Genomic DNA, 19,731 nt, shown 5'->3' on the forward strand with positions numbered 1-19,731 from the left:
ATTTTTACTGCATATTGGGGGGTTGAATTGAATATTATGCCATAGTAAATGCGAATTTCGGGCCAATTAGGCTCGGCGATCGGTCCTATGCCGATCCATCGATAGCGTGTCCGCCTCCGCGCTTTACCACGCGTTCATTGACTCGGACTGCCGCTACAGCCGTGCCGATCGTCGTCGACGGTGCGACGCGCGCGCGCGTCGCACCAGGGCAGCCAGATCGGTTGCGCGATCGCGAGATCGCCGGCGCCCGGCGGCGGCGGGTCGCCCCCCACGCGACCCGCGTCGGCACGCGGACCGTACGTCGGCTCGACGGCGCCGCCCGGACCATCGCTGCGTTCAGCGTCATTGGCACTGTCCGCATCGGACATCGACGTGCTGGGTGAGGCCGTCCCCTCGGTACCGCGCTTGTTCGGCACGGTCCTCGCGACCGCTTTGACCAGACGCAGCCGCACCGCATCGATCTCGCGCAGCACGTCCGCCGCCTGCTTCGTGACACTTTTCCCCAACGCGCCCAAGGCCGTTTCCCAGCAGGCGGCGTCCGGGATGATTTGACAGACGGGTTGGCCATTTTCAAACGCATGCACATGCCACCCTACCCGTTGATCGGCGTCGCGCATTGCCGTCGGCGAGGCCTGCGAGACCGTGTCATCGCGCGCCCGGTCCACGTCGCCGCCGTAGTACACCACGGCACCATCGCCGCTCAAAAACGCTTGCCGATCGGGATCGGTCAACCTGCCGAGCGCGCCCTGGTAGAGCGCCAGATCGATGACGCGCCGCGCCGCCTTGGCATCATGGGCCGAGCCGATCGTGATCAAGCCGTGGAGGACCTCGCCCCCGACTCGAACCGGCCGGGAAGGCGATGCCAGCGCCTTCCATCGGACCACGAAATCGTTGCCATTGGCGGGCAATCCGATTCGACGAAAAATCGCCTCGTCGACCAGACGCCAGGGCGTCATGTAGTAACGGCGCAGCGCCTTTTGCTTGGCCTTGCTCAAGCCGGCCAGACAGGCCCGCGAGGTCATGATTTTTTGCAGCGCCAAGGCTAGCGAGACCGCACACCCTTCCAGCGAGCCGGTGGAGGGCACGGCGCCCCGTCCGTCGCGCGTCGCCCACGGCACCGCCGCCTCCTGCTCCGCGTTGCGGCCTAAGCGCAGCGCTAGGCCCGCGACGCCGGACGACCCGGGTGCCGGGGCGCCCTGTAGCGGCGTGTCGTAATGCGCGCGCCACTGCCCATGATCGAGACTGACGGTGCGCAGAAACGGTTTTATCGGCACGGCCTTGGAGCGTGGCCGCATCGCCGCCGGACGCCAGGTGTTCCCGAGGGACCACACGCCCGACGATGTTTCCGGCGAGGGCACGGTCGAACCAGCGTTCAAGCCGCCCGGACTGACCCGATCGACAAAGGCCTGAAAGATGGCGATATCGTCCGGGTGTTCCAACCGAATTGCGGTATCCATCAGATTGTCGAGCAGGACGAAGCGGCTCGGCATGTCCTTCTTATGCCAGCGTCGCCCCCGTTTTTCCCAATCCATCCATGCCGCCGCATAGGCGTGGAGCAAGACACGCTCGCGTTGGCTTAGTTTCGGTTCATCGCTATCGCGATGCCACGGCGCCCCCCGTTGCCACGCCACCGTCACCATGCTGGCCAGGCCGAATTCGCGCAATTGTTCGCGCGTAGGCGTCAGTGTCAGCCCGGCGACGACGATCTCACGACGTTTCTTGAAATTGCCGGGCTGGAACATCAGCACATGGCTGCAGGCGCTGACGCAAATCCGTCGCATCAGGGGTCCGGTCTTGTCGCGCTCGTGCAAGGTGCGAAGAAAGACGCCGATATAAGAATGCCGGGACGTCGCGCATTCGCCGGGCACCGCCAGCGCGCATGCAACGAAATCGATGCGGATCGGCGCCGACGATACCGCGGACGGCGCGGACGGCGCGAAGACGGGCAATACCGCCGTCGACAGATAGGCCGCCAATGCCGCTGCCGGCGTGTGCGCAAAGCGTCGAAGGGGATGACGACCGTCCGCATCGATCGTCGTGCCATGCCCGACCAAACGTAAGCGCAGCTCGCCGCGGCCCCAGTCCGACTGCCGCGCTTCGGCCATCAACGATTGCGCCGCCACGCTGGTGAAGAACCCGCCGAGCCAGGCGCGACAATGCGCATTGAGCAGCCCTTCTCGCGCCAAGGTACGCCAGAGCCCCGCATCCATTTCCGCAGGTATCGTGCAACTGGGCAAGGCCGGTGCTTGCCGATCCTCGGCCTCGTCCGCGGGCCCTTGCTGCCAGCGGTAGAACTTCGGGGGCGCCGGAATATCGCCCCCCTGCGCGACAAACAACAGGCGGGCCTCCCGATTGAACAACTCCCGCAGCCCGATACGTTGGATCATCGAGTCGGTCGAAAAAATGCCGACGATGTGTACCGCATCCTTGTCGCCGCCGAGGGCGCGATCAGGCAGTCCGGCGATGGCGTCATCCAATGCGGCGTTGCCGGTACTGTCGGGTCGAAGATGCGCCATCGGAACATCGTCGCCCACGTCGCCATTGCCGCCCATCGTAACGCGCGCCAACGCCGCGCGGATATCCTGCAAGGGGCCGACGACGGGCAAGTCGTCGTCGCCGTCCGGCTGCCGCACCCATTCCTGTGTCCGTCGCAGATCGCGCGACTCCACCGTGGTCCAGGGCTCGGAGCGCGGCACGCGCGTGCGATGCGCGACCGACTGCAACAAGGCCGATGCAATCAAGCCCCTGGCTTCGCGCGTCAGCACATTTGCCCAATTCCGGTCAACGCTCTCCGACACAATCGCTCCCCTCGCCATCCCAGGAGTTGGCAGCATGCGCCGTGCCGCCGTCGCTGTCAGCAGCACGAACACTGGCCGAATGGCTAGAACGGCGCGTTCCCGACGGTGGCGAAATACCTACTTCATTCGATAGAGGCGCTGACTGGAGCGACATTCCCCAACGTGCCAATAAAAAACGGCCCGCTAAGGGGCCGTTTGGCTATTCAAGCAAAGCGCACCGTCGCGCCGCGATGGGCGACGGCAAGCGATCCTTAGCGCTTGGCGATTTCCGGTGCCGAACGCGCCGCTTCGCCGACATACAGCTGACGCGGACGGCCGATCTTCTGTTCCTTATCGGCGATCATTTCGTTCCACTGCGCAATCCAGCCGACGGTACGTGCCATCGCGAAGATGCAGGTGAACATCGACGTCGGGATACCCAGCGCACGTTGCACGATGCCCGAATAGAAGTCGACGTTCGGGTAGAGTTTGCGCGACACGAAGTATTCGTCTTCGAGCGCGATCTTTTCCAGTTCCATCGCCAGCTTGAACAGCGGGTCGTCATGCAGACCCAACTCTTCGAGCACTTCGTGGCACGTTTCGCGCATCAGCTTGGCGCGCGGATCGTAGTTCTTATAGACCCGGTGACCGAAGCCCATCAGCTTCACGCCGGAGTTCTTGTCCTTGACCTGCTTGATGAACTCCGGAATGTTGTCGACCGAGCCAATTTCTTCCAGCATGCTCAACGCCGCTTCGTTCGCACCACCGTGCGCCGGGCCCCACAGACAGGCGATACCGGCAGCGATACAGGCAAACGGGTTGGCACCCGATGAACCGGCCAGACGGACCGTCGACGTCGACGCATTCTGTTCGTGATCCGCGTGCAGGATCAGGATACGATCCAGCGCACGCACCAGCACTTCGTTGACCTTGTACTCTTCGCACGGATTGGCGAACATCATTCGCATGAAGTTTGCGGAGTACGACAGATCGTTCTGCGGATAGACGAAAGGCTGACCGATCGAATACTTGTACGCCATTGCGACCAGCGTCGGCAGCTTCGCGATCAAACGAATCGCCGAGACTTCACGATGCTGGGCATTCGTGATGTCGAGCGAGTCGTGATAGAAAGCGGACAGTGCGCCGACCGATCCCGTCAGCACGGCCATCGGGTGCGCATCGCGACGGAAACCGCGGAAGAAGAATTGCATCTGCTCGTGCACCAGCGTGTGCTTGGTGACCGTTTCGACGAATTCTTCCTTCTGTGCCTGGTTCGGCAGTTGGCCCTTCAACAGCAGGTAGCAGGTTTCCAGGAAGTCGGCGTTCACCGCCAGATCGTCGATCTTGATACCGCGATACAGCAACTCACCCTTATCGCCATCGATATAGGTGATTTCCGAATTACAGGATGCGGTGGACATGAAACCCGGATCGTACGTGAACTTCCCGGTCTGGCCATACAGTTTGCGGATGTCGATCACATCGGGGCCGAGCGTCCCCTTGTAAATCGGCAGTTCGACACTGGGCGAATCGTCCGAAAACGATAGCGTGGCTTTTACGTCTGACGTGGTCGGTGTCATGTGTCTCTTCCTGTAATCGAATTGAATAAATCGAGCGGGGGCGCGCATGGTCCTTCGCTGCGCAGCCCGCGTTCACGGTCTTGTCAGGGCCGGGCAACGGCGATCACGCCTCCCGCAGCCGCCCCAGTACCCGTGTCACCTCGGGCACCGCCAACTCGCCGTCCGGCTCGCGCCGGCCGAGCAACAGATCCATCAGGTCATTGTCGGTCAGGTCCAGCAAACGCGTCAGCCCGGCCACGTCCGGATCGCTCAGGTCGTGCTCATACCGGTCGAAGAAACGTTGCAGGAACAGATCGTTTTCCAGCAGACCGCGGCGTGCGCGCCAACGTAGCCGGGCGCGACGCAACGGATCCGCCTGATGCGCGTGATCGTTCTGGTCATACGACACGGCTTCCGCCTCGGGAGCCCGCTGCCACGCCCGCGTGCCGACGGCCGGAACGGTCGCCAGCAGCGGTTCCGGGGCGGACCCGTTCTCAAAAGTCGAACCCATGTCTTCCTCCTTGCTTCTCTTCTTACACCGCGCGCCGGAACATCAGTTCCTTGATCTTGCCGATGGCCTGCGTCGGGTTCAGACCCTTCGGGCAGACGTCCAGGCAATTCATGATCGTGTGGCAGCGGAACAGGCGATACGGATCTTCCAGATTGTCCAGACGCTCGCCGGTCGCCTGGTCGCGGCTGTCCGCGATGAAGCGATACGCTTGCAGCAAACCGGCCGGGCCGACGAACTTGTCCGGATTCCACCAGAAGCTCGGGCAAGCCGTCGAGCAGCACGAACACAAAATGCATTCGTACAAACCGTCCAGCTCGTCACGCTCTTCCGGCGTCTGCAGGCGTTCCTTCTCCGGCGGCGGCGTATCGTTGATCAGATAGGGCTTGATCGAGTGGTACTGATTGAAGAACAGCGTCATGTCGACGATCAGGTCACGGATGACCGGCAGGCCCGGCAACGGGCGCAGCACGATCTTTTCCGGCAGATCGTTCATATTCGTCAGGCACGCCAGACCGTTCTTGCCGTTGATGTTCATCGCGTCGGAGCCGCAGACGCCTTCGCGGCAGGAGCGGCGGAAGCCGATCCCTTCGTCGACGGCCTTCAGCTTGACCAGCGCGTCGAGCAACATCCGCTCGCCCGGGCCGATTTCGATCTCGTAACGTTGCATCCGCGGCGCCGCGTCCGCATCCGGATCGTAGCGGTACACCTCAAAGATTCGTTTGCTCATCTCTCTTTCCTCTGCTGCCTCCGGGTGGGGACCCGTTCTCGGACAAGTGCCTCGGTGGCACCGTCCCTGCTGCTCGCCACGGCGGAAACCGGTGTTCTCGGTTCCCGCCCTGCTGCGCCTCGCCCCGACCCGGCCGGCAAACCTTTTATCGTGGGGTAGTAAGACCGACCAATCAGAACGTCCGTGCCTTCGGCGGCACCGATTCGACCGTCAACGGCTTCATCTTCACGGGCTTGTATTCAAGGCGATGATCGTCACTGTAGAACAGCGTGTGCTTCATCCAGTTCTCGTCGTCGCGATGCTCGAAGTCGCTGTGCGCATGCGCGCCGCGGCTTTCCTTGCGCGCTTCGGCCGAGATCATCGTCGCCTTCGCGACTTCGATCAGGTTGGCCAGTTCCAACGCTTCCACACGCGCGGTGTTGAATACCTTCGACTTGTCCTTCAGATGCACGTGTCCGGTGCGCGCGATCAGCTCGCCCATCTTGCCGACGCCCTCGGCCATCAGCGACGAGGTCCGGAACACGCCGGCATGCGCCTGCATCGTCTTGCGGATGTCGTTCGCGATGTCCTGCGTATATTCGCCCGACGTCGTGCCTTCGAGCTTCGCCAGACGCGCCAGCGTTGCGTCGGCGGCGTCCGCCGGCAGCGGCTTGTGTTCGCGACCGAGTTCCGCCACATGCTTGACGATATGGTTGCCGGCCGCGCGGCCGAACACGACCAGATCCAGCAGCGAATTCGTGCCCAAGCGGTTCGCGCCATGCACGGACACGCAGGAGCATTCGCCCACGGCATAGAAACCGTTGATCGGTGCGTCGTACTCGCTGCCCTTGCCGACCACCTGACCGTAGATATTCGTCGGAATGCCGCCCATCTGGTAATGGATCGTCGGCACGACCGGGATCGGCTCCTTGATGCAGTCGACGTTGGCGAACTTCATCGCGATCTCACGAATCGACGGCAACCGCTTCATGATCGTTTCGGCGCCGATGTGCGACAGGTCGAGCAGCACATAGTCCGAATTCGGGCCGCAACCGCGGCCTTCCTTGATTTCCTGGTCCATCGAGCGGGAAACGAAGTCGCGCGGCGCCAGATCCTTCAGCGTCGGCGCATAGCGTTCCATGAAACGCTCACCGTTCGAATTCCGCAGGATGCCGCCTTCGCCGCGTACCCCTTCGGTAATCAGCACGCCCGCGCCGGCCACGCCGGTCGGGTGGAATTGCCAGAATTCCATGTCCTGCAGCGGGATGCCCGAGCGCGCCGCCATGCCCAGACCGTCCCCGGTATTGATGAAGGCATTCGTCGACGCCGCGAAGATCCGACCGGCGCCGCCCGTGGCGAACAGCGTCGTCTTGCCTTCGAGGATATAGATGTCGCCCGTTTCCATTTCGAGCGCGGTCACGCCCAGTACGTCGCCTTCGGCGTCGCGGATCAGGTCGAGCGCCATCCACTCGGTGTAGAAGTGCGTCTTGGACTGGACGTTCTGCTGATACAACGTATGCAGCAGCGCGTGACCGGTACGGTCTGCGGCCGCGCAAGCGCGTTGCACCGGTTTCTCGCCATAGTTTGCCGTGTGACCGCCGAATGGACGCTGGTAGATCGTGCCGTCGGCGTTCCGGTCGAACGGCATGCCCATATGTTCGAGTTCGTAAACAGCGTTCGGTGCCTCACGACACATGAACTCGATGGCGTCCTGGTCACCCAGCCAATCCGAGCCCTTGATGGTGTCGTAAAAGTGATAGTGCCAGTTGTCCTCGCTCATATTGCCCAGCGACGCGCCGATACCGCCCTGCGCCGCCACCGTGTGCGAGCGCGTGGGAAACACCTTGGACAGCACGCAAACCGACAGGCCGGCACGGGACAGTTGCAGCGCGGCACGCAAACCCGAGCCGCCGCCGCCGACGATCACGACGTCGTACTTGCGACGGGGAAGCGAATTCTTGATTGCAGCCATGCTCAAACTCTCCACAAGATCTGTACAGCGTAACCGGCACTGGCGACCAGCCAGAGGATCGTCAACACTTGCAGCAACAGCCGGATACCCGCCGGTTTCACGTAGTCCATCCAGATATCGCGGATGCCGACCCAGGCGTGATAGAACAACGAGAGCAGCGTGACGAACGTCAGCAGCTTCATCCACTGATGCGCGAACATCGACGCCCAGCCTTCATACGAGAAATTCGACGCCGCAAAGAACCAGACCAGCAGCACGACGGTGAATACCGCCATGATGACCGCCGTCACGCGTTGCGCGAGCCAGTCGAACATGCCGTAGTGGGCACCAACCACGAGGCGCTTTGCGCCGATATTATTTTTGCTAGCCATATCAGAAAGCCCCGAACAGTTTCAGCGCGATCACGATCGTCAACAGCGACGAGAGCACGAGCACGATGCCGGCGGTATTGCGTCCGCCTTCCTTGCTGACATATTTGTGCGTGTCGGCGAGCAGGAAACGCAGGCCGGCGAAGAAGTGGAATGCGAATGCCCACGAGAGAACCAGCACCACCAGCTTTACGATAATGTTCGCAAAAAAGGCTTTGAGCTGACCGAACGAGAGTTCCGACGTCAAACTCTGTTCGAACAAGTAAAGCGCGAAAGGGATAAGCAGGAACAGCAGTCCGCCGCTTAACCGGTGCAGGATGGAAATCTTACCCGCCAGCGGCAAGCGGTATCCCGCTAATTGCCCAATCCCGATATTCCGGTATTCCGGCCTCGGTTTCTTTACTGCTTCAGCCATTGCTAGACCCCTCGTTAGAACGCGAATTCGCAATTTTAGCGCTTTTTCGTCTCGCCGCTGCGACGAATCAGCGCACACCCTTGCAAGATTTTGACAACAATGATTTGCGCGCATTGTAATCGCTTGCGGTGACAGGCCTGCGGTTTCGTCGACCGCCGTGCCGCGCCCCGCCCCCACTTCCCGAGGCCGGTACGCCCCAATTCGCGCGCCGCCAGGCCCACGAGATCGGGAAGACCGTCCCAGATAAAGCGCCGAGCGCTTCTTGCAAACCGAAAGAATGGGACACCAGAACCCGCGGACGCAAGGTCAGTGCGACAATGTCGGTCATTCTGTCCATCCCAGATTATCTCTATTCTTCAGCTTAGATCGTTCTGATAATGAAAGCGATCCGTCTGATACCAACCGCGACGTACCTCCACCGGGCGATCGCCGTAGGTGTAAGACAGCCGCTCTACACTCAACAGCGGCGAGCCCTCGCGGATCGCCAGGATCGCCGCCACTTCCTTATCCGCCGCCACCGCACGCACATGTTCGCTGGCGCGAATCATGCGTGTGTTGAACTCGCTCTCGAACATCGCATAAAACGGGCCCTTGTAGCCGGCGAGCCGCTCCATCGTCAAACCCTTGAACGTCGCACCCGGCAGCCAGATCTCCTCGAACACCGTCGGCTGGATCTCCCCGTCGAAACGCAGCACTCGCTTGATCTGTACCACGCTCTCGGCCGGCTTCATATCGAGCTGGCGCGCGATGTCGGCCGGTGCGCGGGTACGTCGGCACTGATGGACGTCGCTGACGTGCGGACGAATGGTACCGTCATCCGGCAGTAACCGTAGAAAGCGAAACTGGACCCGATCTTCGTTATGGGTGGCGACGAATGTGCCCTTCCCTTGCCGTCGCACGACGAGGTTGTCGGCCGCCAGTTCGTCGATGGCCTTGCGCACCGTGCCCTGGCTGACGCCATAGCGCGCGGCCAGTTCGATCTCGCTCGGAATCACATCGCCGGGGCGCCATTCGCCGCTCTCCAGACTTTGTGTGATCAAACCCTTGATCTGACGGTAGAGAGGACTGAATGTCGGGGGGCTGAATGTCGCCGGCCCGGGCATCGGCGCGCCGCCTGCCCCCGCGGCCGTAGCCGCAGCCGTCGAAGACGACGCTGCGGCGCCATCGGCGACGCCGGGTGCGGCCGCGGCGGGCGACACGGTGTCCGCTTCGCGCTTCGCCGACGGCACGGGGCTATTTTGTTCGCCCTGCGCGTCGGGCTTGACGACAGCCGTCGATGCCGCCCCCGAGGCGCCACGCGACGCTTCGGCAGGCCCGCAAAGGCTGGACATCGTGGACGGCAAGGACGGGATGGCACTCATGGCCGCCATTTCATCACAACCTGTCAAATGGCGTCCATTGTTTTGTCCGGAAAATATCATGTCTTATATAAGACATAAGATAGGGTTTGACTTTCATCGCGGCGACTCCTACACTTGCTCGCGATTCAAGAGAGAACGGCCGCGATGGCGAAAAGCGCCTGCACGCGCCTACAATAGCGAGACACGGTCACGACCGGTGAAAGGCAACGCGTCAAACGTTGCCGTGTGCTGTACGCCGCGCCCTCCAGCCCGCCGCTAGACGCGGGCGATGCGATGCGCGATGCGCGGCGGGGCACACCCCGGGACGGCCTGAAAAGATGCAGATCGAGAGATCTGTCGACATCGAATAAATAGGAGAGTCGTCCATGGCTAAAGCCGCCAAGCGCGTCGCCGTCACCGGCGCCGCAGGTCAGATTGGTTATTCGCTGCTGTTCCGCATCGCCAGTGGCGCGATGCTCGGTCCGGACCAGCCCGTGATCCTGCAATTGCTGGACCTGCCGCAAGCCCAGAACGCGCTCAAGGGCGTCGTGATGGAGCTGGAAGACTGCGCGTTCCCGCTGCTCGAAGGCGTCGTCACGTCGGACGACCCGAAGGTTGCGTTCAAGGACGCGGACATTGCCTTACTCGTCGGTGCGCGTCCCCGCAGCAAGGGCATGGAACGTAAGGATCTGCTGAGCGCGAATGCCGAGATCTTCACCGTGCAAGGCAAGGCACTGAACGACGTGGCGAGCCGCGATGTCAAGGTGCTGGTCGTGGGCAACCCGGCTAACACCAACGCCTATATCGCCATGAAGTCGGCGCCGGATCTGCCGAAGAAGAACTTCACGGCCATGCTGCGCCTCGATCACAACCGCGCCCTGTCGCAATTGGCGGCGAAGTCCGGCGTCCCGGTCGGCAGCATCGAGAAGCTGGTCGTGTGGGGCAACCACTCGCCGACGATGTACCCGGATACCCGTTTCGCGACCAGCGGCGGCAAGGCATTGCATCCGGCGCTCGATCAGGCATGGATTGCCGATACCTTCATCCCGACCGTCGGCAAGCGCGGCGCGGCGATCATCGAAGCGCGCGGCCTGTCGTCGGCGGCCTCCGCCGCCAATGCAGCGATCGATCACGTGCGTGACTGGGTCCTGGGCAGCAACGGCAAGTGGGTCACGATGGGTATTCCGTCGGCCGGCGTGTACGGCGTGCCGGAAGATATCGTCTTCGGCCTGCCGGTCACGACCGAAAACGGCGAATACAAGCTGATTGAAGGTTTGGAGATCGACGCCTTTTCGAAGGGCCTGATCGCCAAGACGTTGGCCGAGCTCGAAGAAGAGCGCGACGGCGTCAAGCATTTGCTGTAACGCGTGCCCCCGGCGCGCCGTCGCGGCGCGCCGGGGTTGCAGTGTGCAACAAGACAATAGCAGTAGAAAACCCCTTCCCCACGACGATGGACGACTTTGGCCTGATGCCAGATCCGGCATCCTCCGCTGCACCTTTTTCGGTGAAGACCCCTTCTAGCAAGGGTTCGTCAGTGGTTTTTCGATGCGCGTTGGCAACGCCGAATCCGTACCGTCGTTTTCCCCAACGGATAAATTTGAGAGAGGCGCCGTCGAATGCGCCAGAATAGCGGCTGCGCGCGCAGATTCGCCGTAGGCCGGATCGGCCCGGCGCGGCCCGGCTCGCCATCGGCGGAAACTCCGCACCTCGGCGACGCATGCTGGGCCGCCCACACCGGACGGCAGCGCAATTCCCACGTTAGCTGACTCTCTCACGTTTGATCTGAAAGGTTTTTATGTCGAAGATGAAAAACTTGACCGCCGCGTTCTTGACCTGCGGTCTGTTGTTGACCGGCGCCGCATCGGCTCCGGCTTTTGCACAAGGCACGTCGAGCACGACGGCTAACGCCCCGGCGAAGAAGCCGGTCGCGAAGAAAGCCCCCGCCAAGCGTACCGAACGCAAATCCCGCCGTCGCGCGACCCGCAAGACCGACCCGCTCCTCCCGGTGGCGTCCGCCATTCCGGCAGGCGCGGAAAAGTGGTCCTGCGGTGAAGGCGAATCGATGTTCATCGCCGGCAATATGAAGCGCGACCAGATCCTGACGATGTACTGGAAGGGTCGCGACTACAAACTGCCGCGTGAAACCACGACGACCGGCGCGGACCGCTTCTACGATCCGGCATCGGGCATGGACCTCGTCGTGATCCCGACGAAGGGCATGCTGTTCATGGACAAGGGTGATCAGACTCGTCTGGCTGATGATTGCATGACCGTTGAAATGCGCGAACATGGCGCACCGGCACCTACGCAATCGAATGAATTGATTCGCAAGTAACGATGCATGACGCCCTTTCTTAGGGCATGTTGGAAAGTCGGTTTGGTAGTGTAAGCAGCATCCCGGGCCGCCCTCACGGTATCGCGCACTTCTTGCCGGTACCGGTGCGGCGACCCACTCCCCCGAGACACGCGGCAACGACGCGATAAAAAACCAAGGACATACCATGGCCCACAATCTGCACCAAACGCTAAAGGAATTCAAAAGCGGCGCCGGTACTGGCAAGTACTACTCACTGCCCCAGCTAGGCCGTGCGCTGGGTGTCGATGTGTCGCGCCTACCGGTATCGATCCGTTTGGTACTCGAGTCGGTGCTACGCAACTTCGACGGCAAGAAAGTCGCCGAAGAACACGTCAAGCAACTGGTGAACTGGAAGCCGAATGAGAAGCGCACGGATGAAATCCCGTTCGTCGTCGCACGCGTCGTGCTGCAGGACTTCACCGGTGTGCCACTGCTGGCCGACATCGCCGCAATGCGCGGTGTGGCCGAACGCGCCGGCAAGGATCCGAAGTCCATCGAACCGCTGGTCCCGGTCGATCTGGTCGTCGATCACTCGGTGCAGATCGACTACTTCCGCCAGAAGGATGCGCTCGATCTCAATATGAAACTGGAATTCCAGCGCAACAACGAGCGCTACCAGTTCATGAAGTGGGGCATGCAGGCCTTCGACACGTTCAAGGTCGTACCCCCGGGCATCGGCATTGTCCACCAGGTCAATCTGGAATACCTGGCGCGCGGCGTGCATAAGCGCGCCGACGGCGCGGATACGGTCTACTACCCGGACACGCTGGTGGGTACCGACAGCCACACGACGATGATCAACGGCATCGGTGTCGTGGGCTGGGGCGTGGGCGGTATCGAAGCGGAAGCCGGCATGCTCGGCCAGCCGGTGTACTTCCTGACGCCGGACGTCGTCGGTGTCGAACTGACGGGTCGTCTGCGCGAAGGCGTCACCGCGACCGATCTGGTCTTGACCATCACCGAAATGCTGCGCCGCGAGAAGGTCGTCGGCAAGTTCGTCGAATTCTTCGGTGAAGGCACGGCATCGCTGCAAGTGCCGGACCGCGCGACCATCGGCAATATGGCGCCGGAATACGGCGCGACGATGGGCTTCTTCCCGGTCGACGAAAAGACGATCGAGTACTTCCAAGGCACGGGCCGCACGGAAGCCGAAATCAGCGCGTTCGAAAACTACTTCAAGGCGCAAGAATTGTGGGGCGTGCCGAAGGCTGGCGACATCGACTACACGAAGGTCGTGAAGCTCGACCTGGGCAGCGTGACGCCGTCGCTCGCAGGCCCGAAGCGGCCGCAGGATCGGATCGAAATCGGCAATGTGAAGGCCAACTTCAAGGACCTGTTCACGAAGCCGGTCGCCGAGAACGGTTTTGCCAAGACGGCCGCGCAACTGGATGAAACGTACACGACGAAAGATGGCGTGGCGCTGCACAACGGCGACATCCTGATCGCCGCCATCACGTCCTGCACGAATACGTCGAACCCGAGCGTCCTGCTGGCCGCCGGCCTGGTGGCGAAGAAAGCCGTCGAGCTGGGCTTGACGGTCGCGCCGCACATCAAGACGTCGCTGGCACCGGGATCGCGGATCGTCACCGACTACCTGACGGCCACCGGCCTGCTGCCCTATCTGTCGAAGCTCGGTTTCGAACTGGCCGCCTACGGTTGCACGACCTGTATCGGTAACGCAGGCGATCTGACGCCGGCACTGAACGAAGCCATTACATCGAACGACGTGGTTGCCGCCGCCGTGCTGTCGGGCAATCGGAACTTCGAAGCCCGGATCCACCCGAACATTCGTGCCAACTTCCTGGCATCGCCGCCCTTGGTCGTGGCCTACGCGATCGCCGGCAACATCACCCGCGATCTGATGACCGAACCGGTTGGCCGCACCGCCGCCGGCAAGGACGTCTTCCTGGGCGATCTGTGGCCGAGCAGCGAGGAAGTCCAATCGCTGCTGAAGTACGCACTGAACTCCGAAGTGTTCCAGAAGAACTACTCGCAGTTGACCAAGAAGGGCGATCTGTGGAGCAAGATCGAGGGCGCCGAAGGGCAAGTCTACGATTGGCCGAAGTCGACCTATATCGCGGAGCCGCCGTTCTTCGGCAAGGACTTCAGCATGACGCCGGCCGCGTCGATCGAACCGGTCAAGGGCGCGCGCGCGCTGGGCATTTTCGGTGACTCGGTGACGACGGACCACATCAGCCCGGCCGGCTCGATCAAGGAATCCTCGCCCGCCGGCGTCTGGCTGAAGGCCAACGGCGTGCAGAAGGCCGACTTCAACAGCTATGGCTCGCGTCGCGGCAACCATGAAGTGATGATGCGCGGCACGTTCGCCAACGTCCGGATCAAGAATCTGATGATCCCGCTGGATGCCAACGGTAACCGCATCGAAGGCGGCCTGACGATTCACAAGCCGAGCGGCGAGCAGATGTCGATCTACGATGCGGCCATGCGCTACGTCGATGCCGGCACGCCGTCGATCGTTTTCGGCGGTGAAGAGTACGGCACGGGCAGCTCGCGTGACTGGGCAGCGAAGGGCACGCAGTTGCTGGGCGTACGCGCCGTGGTCGCACGGAGCTTCGAGCGGATCCACCGGTCGAATCTGGTCGGCATGGGCGTGTTGCCGCTGCAGTTCAAGGACGGCGACAGCGCCGCTTCGCTGAACATCACCGGTGACGAGACGTACGACATCGAGGACTTGGGCGACGATTTCAAGCCGCAACAGGAGGTCACGCTGGTGATCCACCGCGGTGAGGGCAAGACCGATCGCGTGAAGCTGCTGTTGCGCATCGATACGCCGATCGAAGTCGACTACTACAAGCACGGCGGCATCCTGCCGTTCGTATTGCGTCAGCTGTTGGCGGCCTAAGCCACATCACCGACAGGGCTTCTGCGAGGATCCCCTGCGCCGGTACGCATTCCCTCCGACCCGGCTTGTCCGGGTCGCGTCGTTTCTGCCCCCTGCCCGCGTCTCCTTCTGTTTCAGACGAATCGGCATGCGGCTCAGGCTCCGCCGTCTTCCGCGTGCCTGCGTCGCCCCTGTGTAATGATTCTTCGAAGGGTCTTCGCCGTCCGCCGCCCGATCGTCAGGCATACGCACCGCGATTCTTAGCCCCCCGGCGCACCGTTGGGTTTAAAATACGCGGTTAGCTTATCGGAAACACGCTCTAAGTCATGCGATCGCGCCCTGTTGCCAAACGTCTCCCCGCCGACGCGGAAAAACTCATCGGCCTGTCGCTCGCCCTGTATGCCTCGGGCAGCCGAATCGAAGACCGGTTCTGGGAGCAAAAGATCGACGCCCTGCTCGCGCGCATGCTACGCGCCGGGCATCAGGCCGCGCTCGACGCCGCATTGGACCATTTGCAGGCACATTACGCACAAGCGTACGGCGCCTTGGCCGATCTCGCGGAAACGCAGAGCGAATCGGTCACGATCGAGCACGAGGGACAATCCTGGGATGTCGTCCTGGTCGCCGCGCCGATTCTGGCCTGGACACGCTTCCTGATTCCCTCCGGCCCGCTGAAGGGCGAGCCTCTCGACGCCTTGCGCAACCAGTTTCAGGCGCATCTGAGCGCGTCGGGCAGCAAGGTCTCGCTGGTGCCCTATCTGTACAGCATCGATCAGTTGCCTCGTGCGCATGCAGACGCCTTCAAGTTGTCCCATCAACTGGCGAAGGCGACCGTGGAAGGCGCGCCGCTCAAGGTCAGCCTGGCCGACCTGCCGGAAAGTGCGCCAATTCTGGCGGACCCGCGATTCCTGCTGGCTGTCATCGCGGCGCCCGCCGGTGAAGCGCTGTTCCGTTGGCAGGAAACCGACGACAACGCGCCGCGCGGCCAACGTATCGAGCGTGCGCATTGCCTGGAGCAATGGCGCGCGCAGGCGGGGCCGACCTTGGCATCGGTGTTCGCCGGTTGCGAATTCGAATGCCTGCTGCCGGACGCCTATCACTCGGCCTGCCGGGATGCCGATGAACGAATCCGTCCCCATACGATCCGTACGGCCGTGCGTTACCTGGAAGACACGCTGAAGTCGGAAGCGAAAGAGTTACGGGCGGTAATCGGCGGCTTTGGCGAACAGCATATCGACGAATACCGCGTCGGCTTCACGCGCCGCGGCGACAACGACGTGCTGTACGGCGTGATATGGCCGCTGTATGGCCGCGAGAATGGCGACATGGAAGACGGCGAGGACGATGTCGATCCGGCCGACGAAGCGGAGAATGCACCGCTGGAAACGATTGTCACGCTACTGCGCGAATGCGGCGTGACCGACATTCGCCGTCTGAACGAACGCTTTGACCCGGAATACTGCGAGGACTGCGGCGTACCGCTCTATGCCGATCCGCACGGCGATATCGTCCATGCGGAGATGCCGGAAGATGCCGCGCCGGGACAGCAGCACTTTCACTAAAAGGCCGGCCCGGCGGTGAAAACAAAGAAGGGCGCATGCCGGCTGACCGGATGCGCCCTTCTTTCGTCAGGGGCCGCACCAACACGGCCTCTCCTTTACCGCTTTCTTTACCAACCCGGCGGCGGGGGCGGCGGGCCGTAGGCCGGCACCGGTGCCGGTGCGCAGGCGTAGGCACGGCCGTAGGCGTCATAGCAATAGCCAGGAGGCGCGGCGTAGACCGGCTGCGCATAAACCGGCTGCTCATACACGACTGCCGCGCGCGGTTGGCTGACGGCCGAACCGACGAGTAAGCCCGTCACGGCGCCCAGGGCCGCGCCGCCCGCAAACGCACCGCCACCACCCCAACCGCCCCGTGCGCTGGCTTGACCTGCCACGGCGATACCGCCGACCAATAACGCGGCCATTGCGATCTTTCTCATCATTTCCTCCTAGTACGCAGCCCGTCTTCGCGGGCCACGCAGACTGCGCTTTGGAATTCGAACGACTGCCTGAATCGGGAATGTCGCTGTTCCTTCGCCATAACTGCATTGTCAAACGATAGCCGCGTCTTAGGTGTATCGAAAAGGTTACTTTCGATTACGCAGCAACGGTTTTCTTAACCGATTGTATCGCGCCGAGCCGAATGGCGCGTCGGCGCGGCCTGAGCCCCGTTGCAGGGCGCCACTGCACTGACAATTGTTACATTCGCTAGCAATCCCCTTTTCCAGACACTGTTACCTTGGAAACAAGGACGCGATGACTTCGCCACTACGGACAAGCATCGCACCTCATCGCGACCGCGGCTACGGCGTGACAAGGCAAGACTGCCTTCACGGCGCAGTGTCCCGGTCCGAGGTCGTAATGAATAAGGAGAATCGCATGCGCAAGATGATTTCGGTAGCAGTGATTGCGATCACCGTCGCGTCACTGGGCGGTTGCTGGTGGGGACCGCCTCCGGGTGGCGGCGGCGGATGGGGTCACCATGACCATGGCGGCGGCCCTGGTGGGGGCGGTCCCGGTGGCGGCCCTGGCGGCGGTCCGCGTTGATCGTCCGCAGGCGATTTGACGGAGAGTCGACGCCTGTCACACCGCGCTGACCCGTCCCGCCCTCTCGACGGCGAAGACGGGGTTTTCACGGCCCCAGCGCGTTCGCGATTGCCACTACGGAATCGCGGACGCGCCGGGGCCGTCGTCGTTTGCGGGTCACGCCTGCACGTAGTCGCGCCAAAGGACCATCAGAATGGTCATCAGCGCCGGGCCGATAAAAATGCCCAACAAGCCAAGCGTCTCCGCTCCGCCCAGGATGCCGAGCAACACCAATAGAAACGGCAAGCGCGCGGCGCCACCGATCAAAGTCGGGCGTACGAAGTGCTCGGCAATGAATACGACGATGCCCCCCCAGACCAGCACCGCGATAGCCGCGCCCGTGGCGCCCTGGACGAACAGATAACCGCCTACCGCGACGATCAGGATGGGTGCGCACATCGGCAGCATCGCGGCCACGGCAGTCAGCGCCCCGAGCACGACCGCATGGGGCACATGCGCAATGAAGTAGCTGATGCACATCAGCGCACCCTCGCCCAGACCTACCAGGACCAGGCCGCTAACAGTGCCTCGCACGGAGACGGCCATCTGCGACGCCAGCGACGCCCCTTCCTCTCCGAACAAGCGACCGATTCCTCGCAGCGCCTGTTCCCGCAACGACGTACCGGCCGCAAAGATAAAGAACAGCACCAGCAGCATGAAGGCAAAGGTGATCAACGCATGGACCAACCGTCTGCCGAAGGAGCCGCCCACGGTCATCAGGGACCCGTGCGCGACGTGCGACAACAGGTTCTTACCCGGATGGGGGTCGGCCAGGTTGTTCTGCCACCAGCTGGTCGCCTGAGCGCCAAAAAACGGCAAACGTTCGAGCCAGCTCGGCGGCGCGATGCCGTTGTCCTGAATCTGATGCACCTGATCCATGATCGCGTGGGTATCGCCGCCGAGGCTCGACCCCGCCATGATCAGCGGCAGTACAAAGACGACGGCTACGGCGACCACGATCAATGCGGCAACGAGTCGCGGACGCCCCTTGAGACCTGGCCAGCTCTCTACCTTTTCCAACGACGGCCAGAGCGCGATCGCCAGCACCGCGGCCCAGACAACAGCCGGCACGAAGGCATGGACAACCCATATCGCCAACAGCGTCAAGACGCCATACAGACATAAAAGCGCGGTATGCTGCGAGCGTCCGGTGGCGGCCCCGACCGCGCCGCGGGCGGCTCCCTGGGCAGCGCCGGCCGCGGCGTCATGCGCCAGCGTACGACGCTCGGCCCCATTTTGCGGCGACCCGTCGGCCGAAGACTTGCTATCGTTAACGTTGTCCTGTGTCATACCGCCCCGCCTGGCTTTACCGCGGTATTCCGCACGACGGGGCGGCCGGAAACGGCTGAAATGGACATGAAAACTGTCCGCGATGCGATAGCTAAAAACAATCGTTTCATTTTATTTAATTAACTTTTAAAATAGCATGCGATGGCACATACTGTGTTTCATCGATCCACGAGCAACCTCAACCACAAAGGAAAAGACATGCCGATCATCAATTCGCAAGTCAAGCCGTTCAAGAACCAAGCCTACCAAAACGGCAAGTTCTTCGAAGTTACCGAAGCTTCGTTGAAGGGTAAGTGGTCCCTGTTTGTTTTCTACCCGGCCGATTTCACGTTCGTTTGCCCGACTGAACTGGAAGACCTCGCGGATCACTACGCTGAATTCCAAAAGCTCGGCGTGGAAGTGTACGGCGTTTCGACCGATACGCACTTCGCACACAAGGCTTGGGCCGAAACGTCGCCGGCCATCAGCAAGGTCAAGTACCCGCTGCTGGGCGACCCGACGCACGTCCTGGCGCGCAACTTCGACGTGCTGATCGAAGAAGAAGGCCTGGCCTATCGTGGCACGTTCTTGATCGATCCGGAAGGCAAGATCAAGTTCGCCGAAGTGAACGACAACGGCATCGGCCGCGAAGCACTGGAAACGCTGCGCAAGACGAAGGCAGCACAATACATTGCAGCACACCCGGGCGAAGTCTGCCCGGCGAAGTGGAAGGAAGGCGCTGCAACGCTGTCGCCGTCGCTGGATCTGGTTGGCAAGATCTAATACTGCCGGCAGCGCGACGCCTCGCGCGTCGCCTGACGCAGTACGCAACAGGCGGTCATGCCATCGATGGATCGCGCATGACCGCGACGCCGGATTCGCACCGGATGTTCGTGCGATCCGGCATCGGCCGGGGTAGTGGTACCGGCCTGCCGGCCGGCTTGTTTGGTTCGCACCACCGCTGAGGTCGGTGCGAACAAGCAAGCCGG

The 19,731-nt window shown here is 62.2% G+C and carries 16 protein-coding genes; 6 read left to right on the plus strand and 10 right to left on the minus strand.

Annotation, left to right across the window (positions count from 1 at the left end; genetic code table 11):
* Positions 1-134 precede the first annotated feature (134 nt).
* From ABEG21_RS10655 to ABEG21_RS10690, 8 genes are all read right to left on the minus strand, one after another.
* Complete coding sequence (locus ABEG21_RS10655; RefSeq protein ID WP_347554595.1) at positions 135-2,798, minus strand: hypothetical protein; 2,664 nt, start codon at positions 2,796-2,798, stop codon at positions 135-137.
* Positions 2,799-3,049: 251 nt separating this feature from the next.
* A complete protein-coding gene (gene gltA / locus ABEG21_RS10660; RefSeq protein ID WP_347554596.1) occupies positions 3,050-4,357 on the minus strand; it encodes a citrate synthase in 1,308 nt (435 codons plus the stop codon).
* A 103-nt stretch (positions 4,358-4,460) separates the two neighbouring features.
* Complete coding sequence (locus ABEG21_RS10665; RefSeq protein WP_347556732.1) at positions 4,461-4,745, minus strand: succinate dehydrogenase assembly factor 2; 285 nt, start codon at positions 4,743-4,745, stop codon at positions 4,461-4,463.
* A gap of 124 nt (positions 4,746-4,869) precedes the next feature.
* The gene (locus tag ABEG21_RS10670) at positions 4,870-5,574 is read right to left on the minus strand and encodes a succinate dehydrogenase iron-sulfur subunit (RefSeq protein ID WP_347554597.1); all 705 of its coding nucleotides are present in this window, start codon (positions 5,572-5,574) and stop codon (positions 4,870-4,872) included.
* Positions 5,575-5,746: 172 nt separating this feature from the next.
* The gene (sdhA, locus tag ABEG21_RS10675; protein ID WP_347554598.1) at positions 5,747-7,525 is read right to left on the minus strand and encodes a succinate dehydrogenase flavoprotein subunit; all 1,779 of its coding nucleotides are present in this window, start codon (positions 7,523-7,525) and stop codon (positions 5,747-5,749) included.
* 2 nt (positions 7,526-7,527) lie between these two features.
* On the minus strand, positions 7,528-7,896 hold the full coding sequence (gene sdhD / locus ABEG21_RS10680; RefSeq protein ID WP_347554599.1) for a succinate dehydrogenase, hydrophobic membrane anchor protein: 369 nt from the start codon (positions 7,894-7,896) through the stop codon (positions 7,528-7,530).
* A gap of 1 nt (position 7,897) precedes the next feature.
* The gene (gene sdhC, locus ABEG21_RS10685; RefSeq protein WP_347554600.1) at positions 7,898-8,308 is read right to left on the minus strand and encodes a succinate dehydrogenase, cytochrome b556 subunit; all 411 of its coding nucleotides are present in this window, start codon (positions 8,306-8,308) and stop codon (positions 7,898-7,900) included.
* Between the two features lie 356 nt (positions 8,309-8,664).
* Complete coding sequence (locus tag ABEG21_RS10690) at positions 8,665-9,411, minus strand: GntR family transcriptional regulator (RefSeq protein WP_347556733.1); 747 nt, start codon at positions 9,409-9,411, stop codon at positions 8,665-8,667.
* Between the two features lie 623 nt (positions 9,412-10,034).
* On the opposite strand from ABEG21_RS10690, the gene ABEG21_RS10695 reads away from it, so the two are divergent.
* The 4 genes from ABEG21_RS10695 to ABEG21_RS10710 all read left to right on the plus strand — a co-directional run bounded on the left by ABEG21_RS10695 (position 10,035) and on the right by ABEG21_RS10710 (position 16,408).
* Entirely contained in the window at positions 10,035-11,012 is a 978-nt protein-coding gene (locus tag ABEG21_RS10695) for a malate dehydrogenase (protein ID WP_347554601.1), read from the plus strand.
* A 440-nt stretch (positions 11,013-11,452) separates the two neighbouring features.
* The gene (locus ABEG21_RS10700; protein ID WP_347554602.1) at positions 11,453-11,983 is read left to right on the plus strand and encodes a hypothetical protein; all 531 of its coding nucleotides are present in this window, start codon (positions 11,453-11,455) and stop codon (positions 11,981-11,983) included.
* Between the two features lie 166 nt (positions 11,984-12,149).
* The gene (acnA, locus tag ABEG21_RS10705; RefSeq protein WP_347554603.1) at positions 12,150-14,867 is read left to right on the plus strand and encodes an aconitate hydratase AcnA; all 2,718 of its coding nucleotides are present in this window, start codon (positions 12,150-12,152) and stop codon (positions 14,865-14,867) included.
* A 305-nt stretch (positions 14,868-15,172) separates the two neighbouring features.
* Entirely contained in the window at positions 15,173-16,408 is a 1,236-nt protein-coding gene (locus ABEG21_RS10710) for a DUF2863 family protein (protein ID WP_347554604.1), read from the plus strand.
* 107 nt (positions 16,409-16,515) lie between these two features.
* Here the strand turns inward: ABEG21_RS10710 and ABEG21_RS10715 are convergent, their stop codons facing one another.
* Positions 16,516-16,830 (minus strand): ecotin precursor, encoded by a 315-nt coding sequence (locus ABEG21_RS10715; protein ID WP_347554605.1) that lies wholly within the window; start codon positions 16,828-16,830, stop codon positions 16,516-16,518.
* A gap of 436 nt (positions 16,831-17,266) precedes the next feature.
* On the opposite strand from ABEG21_RS10715, the gene ABEG21_RS10720 reads away from it, so the two are divergent.
* Entirely contained in the window at positions 17,267-17,434 is a 168-nt protein-coding gene (locus tag ABEG21_RS10720; RefSeq protein ID WP_347554606.1) for a hypothetical protein, read from the plus strand.
* 156 nt (positions 17,435-17,590) lie between these two features.
* Here the strand turns inward: ABEG21_RS10720 and ABEG21_RS10725 are convergent, their stop codons facing one another.
* On the minus strand, positions 17,591-18,763 hold the full coding sequence (locus ABEG21_RS10725) for an AI-2E family transporter (RefSeq protein ID WP_347554607.1): 1,173 nt from the start codon (positions 18,761-18,763) through the stop codon (positions 17,591-17,593).
* A 198-nt stretch (positions 18,764-18,961) separates the two neighbouring features.
* Here ABEG21_RS10725 and ahpC point away from each other — a divergent pair, with 198 nt between their 5' ends.
* On the plus strand, positions 18,962-19,525 hold the full coding sequence (gene ahpC, locus ABEG21_RS10730) for an alkyl hydroperoxide reductase subunit C (RefSeq protein WP_347554608.1): 564 nt from the start codon (positions 18,962-18,964) through the stop codon (positions 19,523-19,525).
* Positions 19,526-19,731 lie beyond the last annotated feature (206 nt).

The sequence above is a fragment of the Robbsia sp. KACC 23696 genome (assembly GCF_039852015.1).
GTDB lineage: Bacteria > Pseudomonadota > Gammaproteobacteria > Burkholderiales > Burkholderiaceae > Robbsia.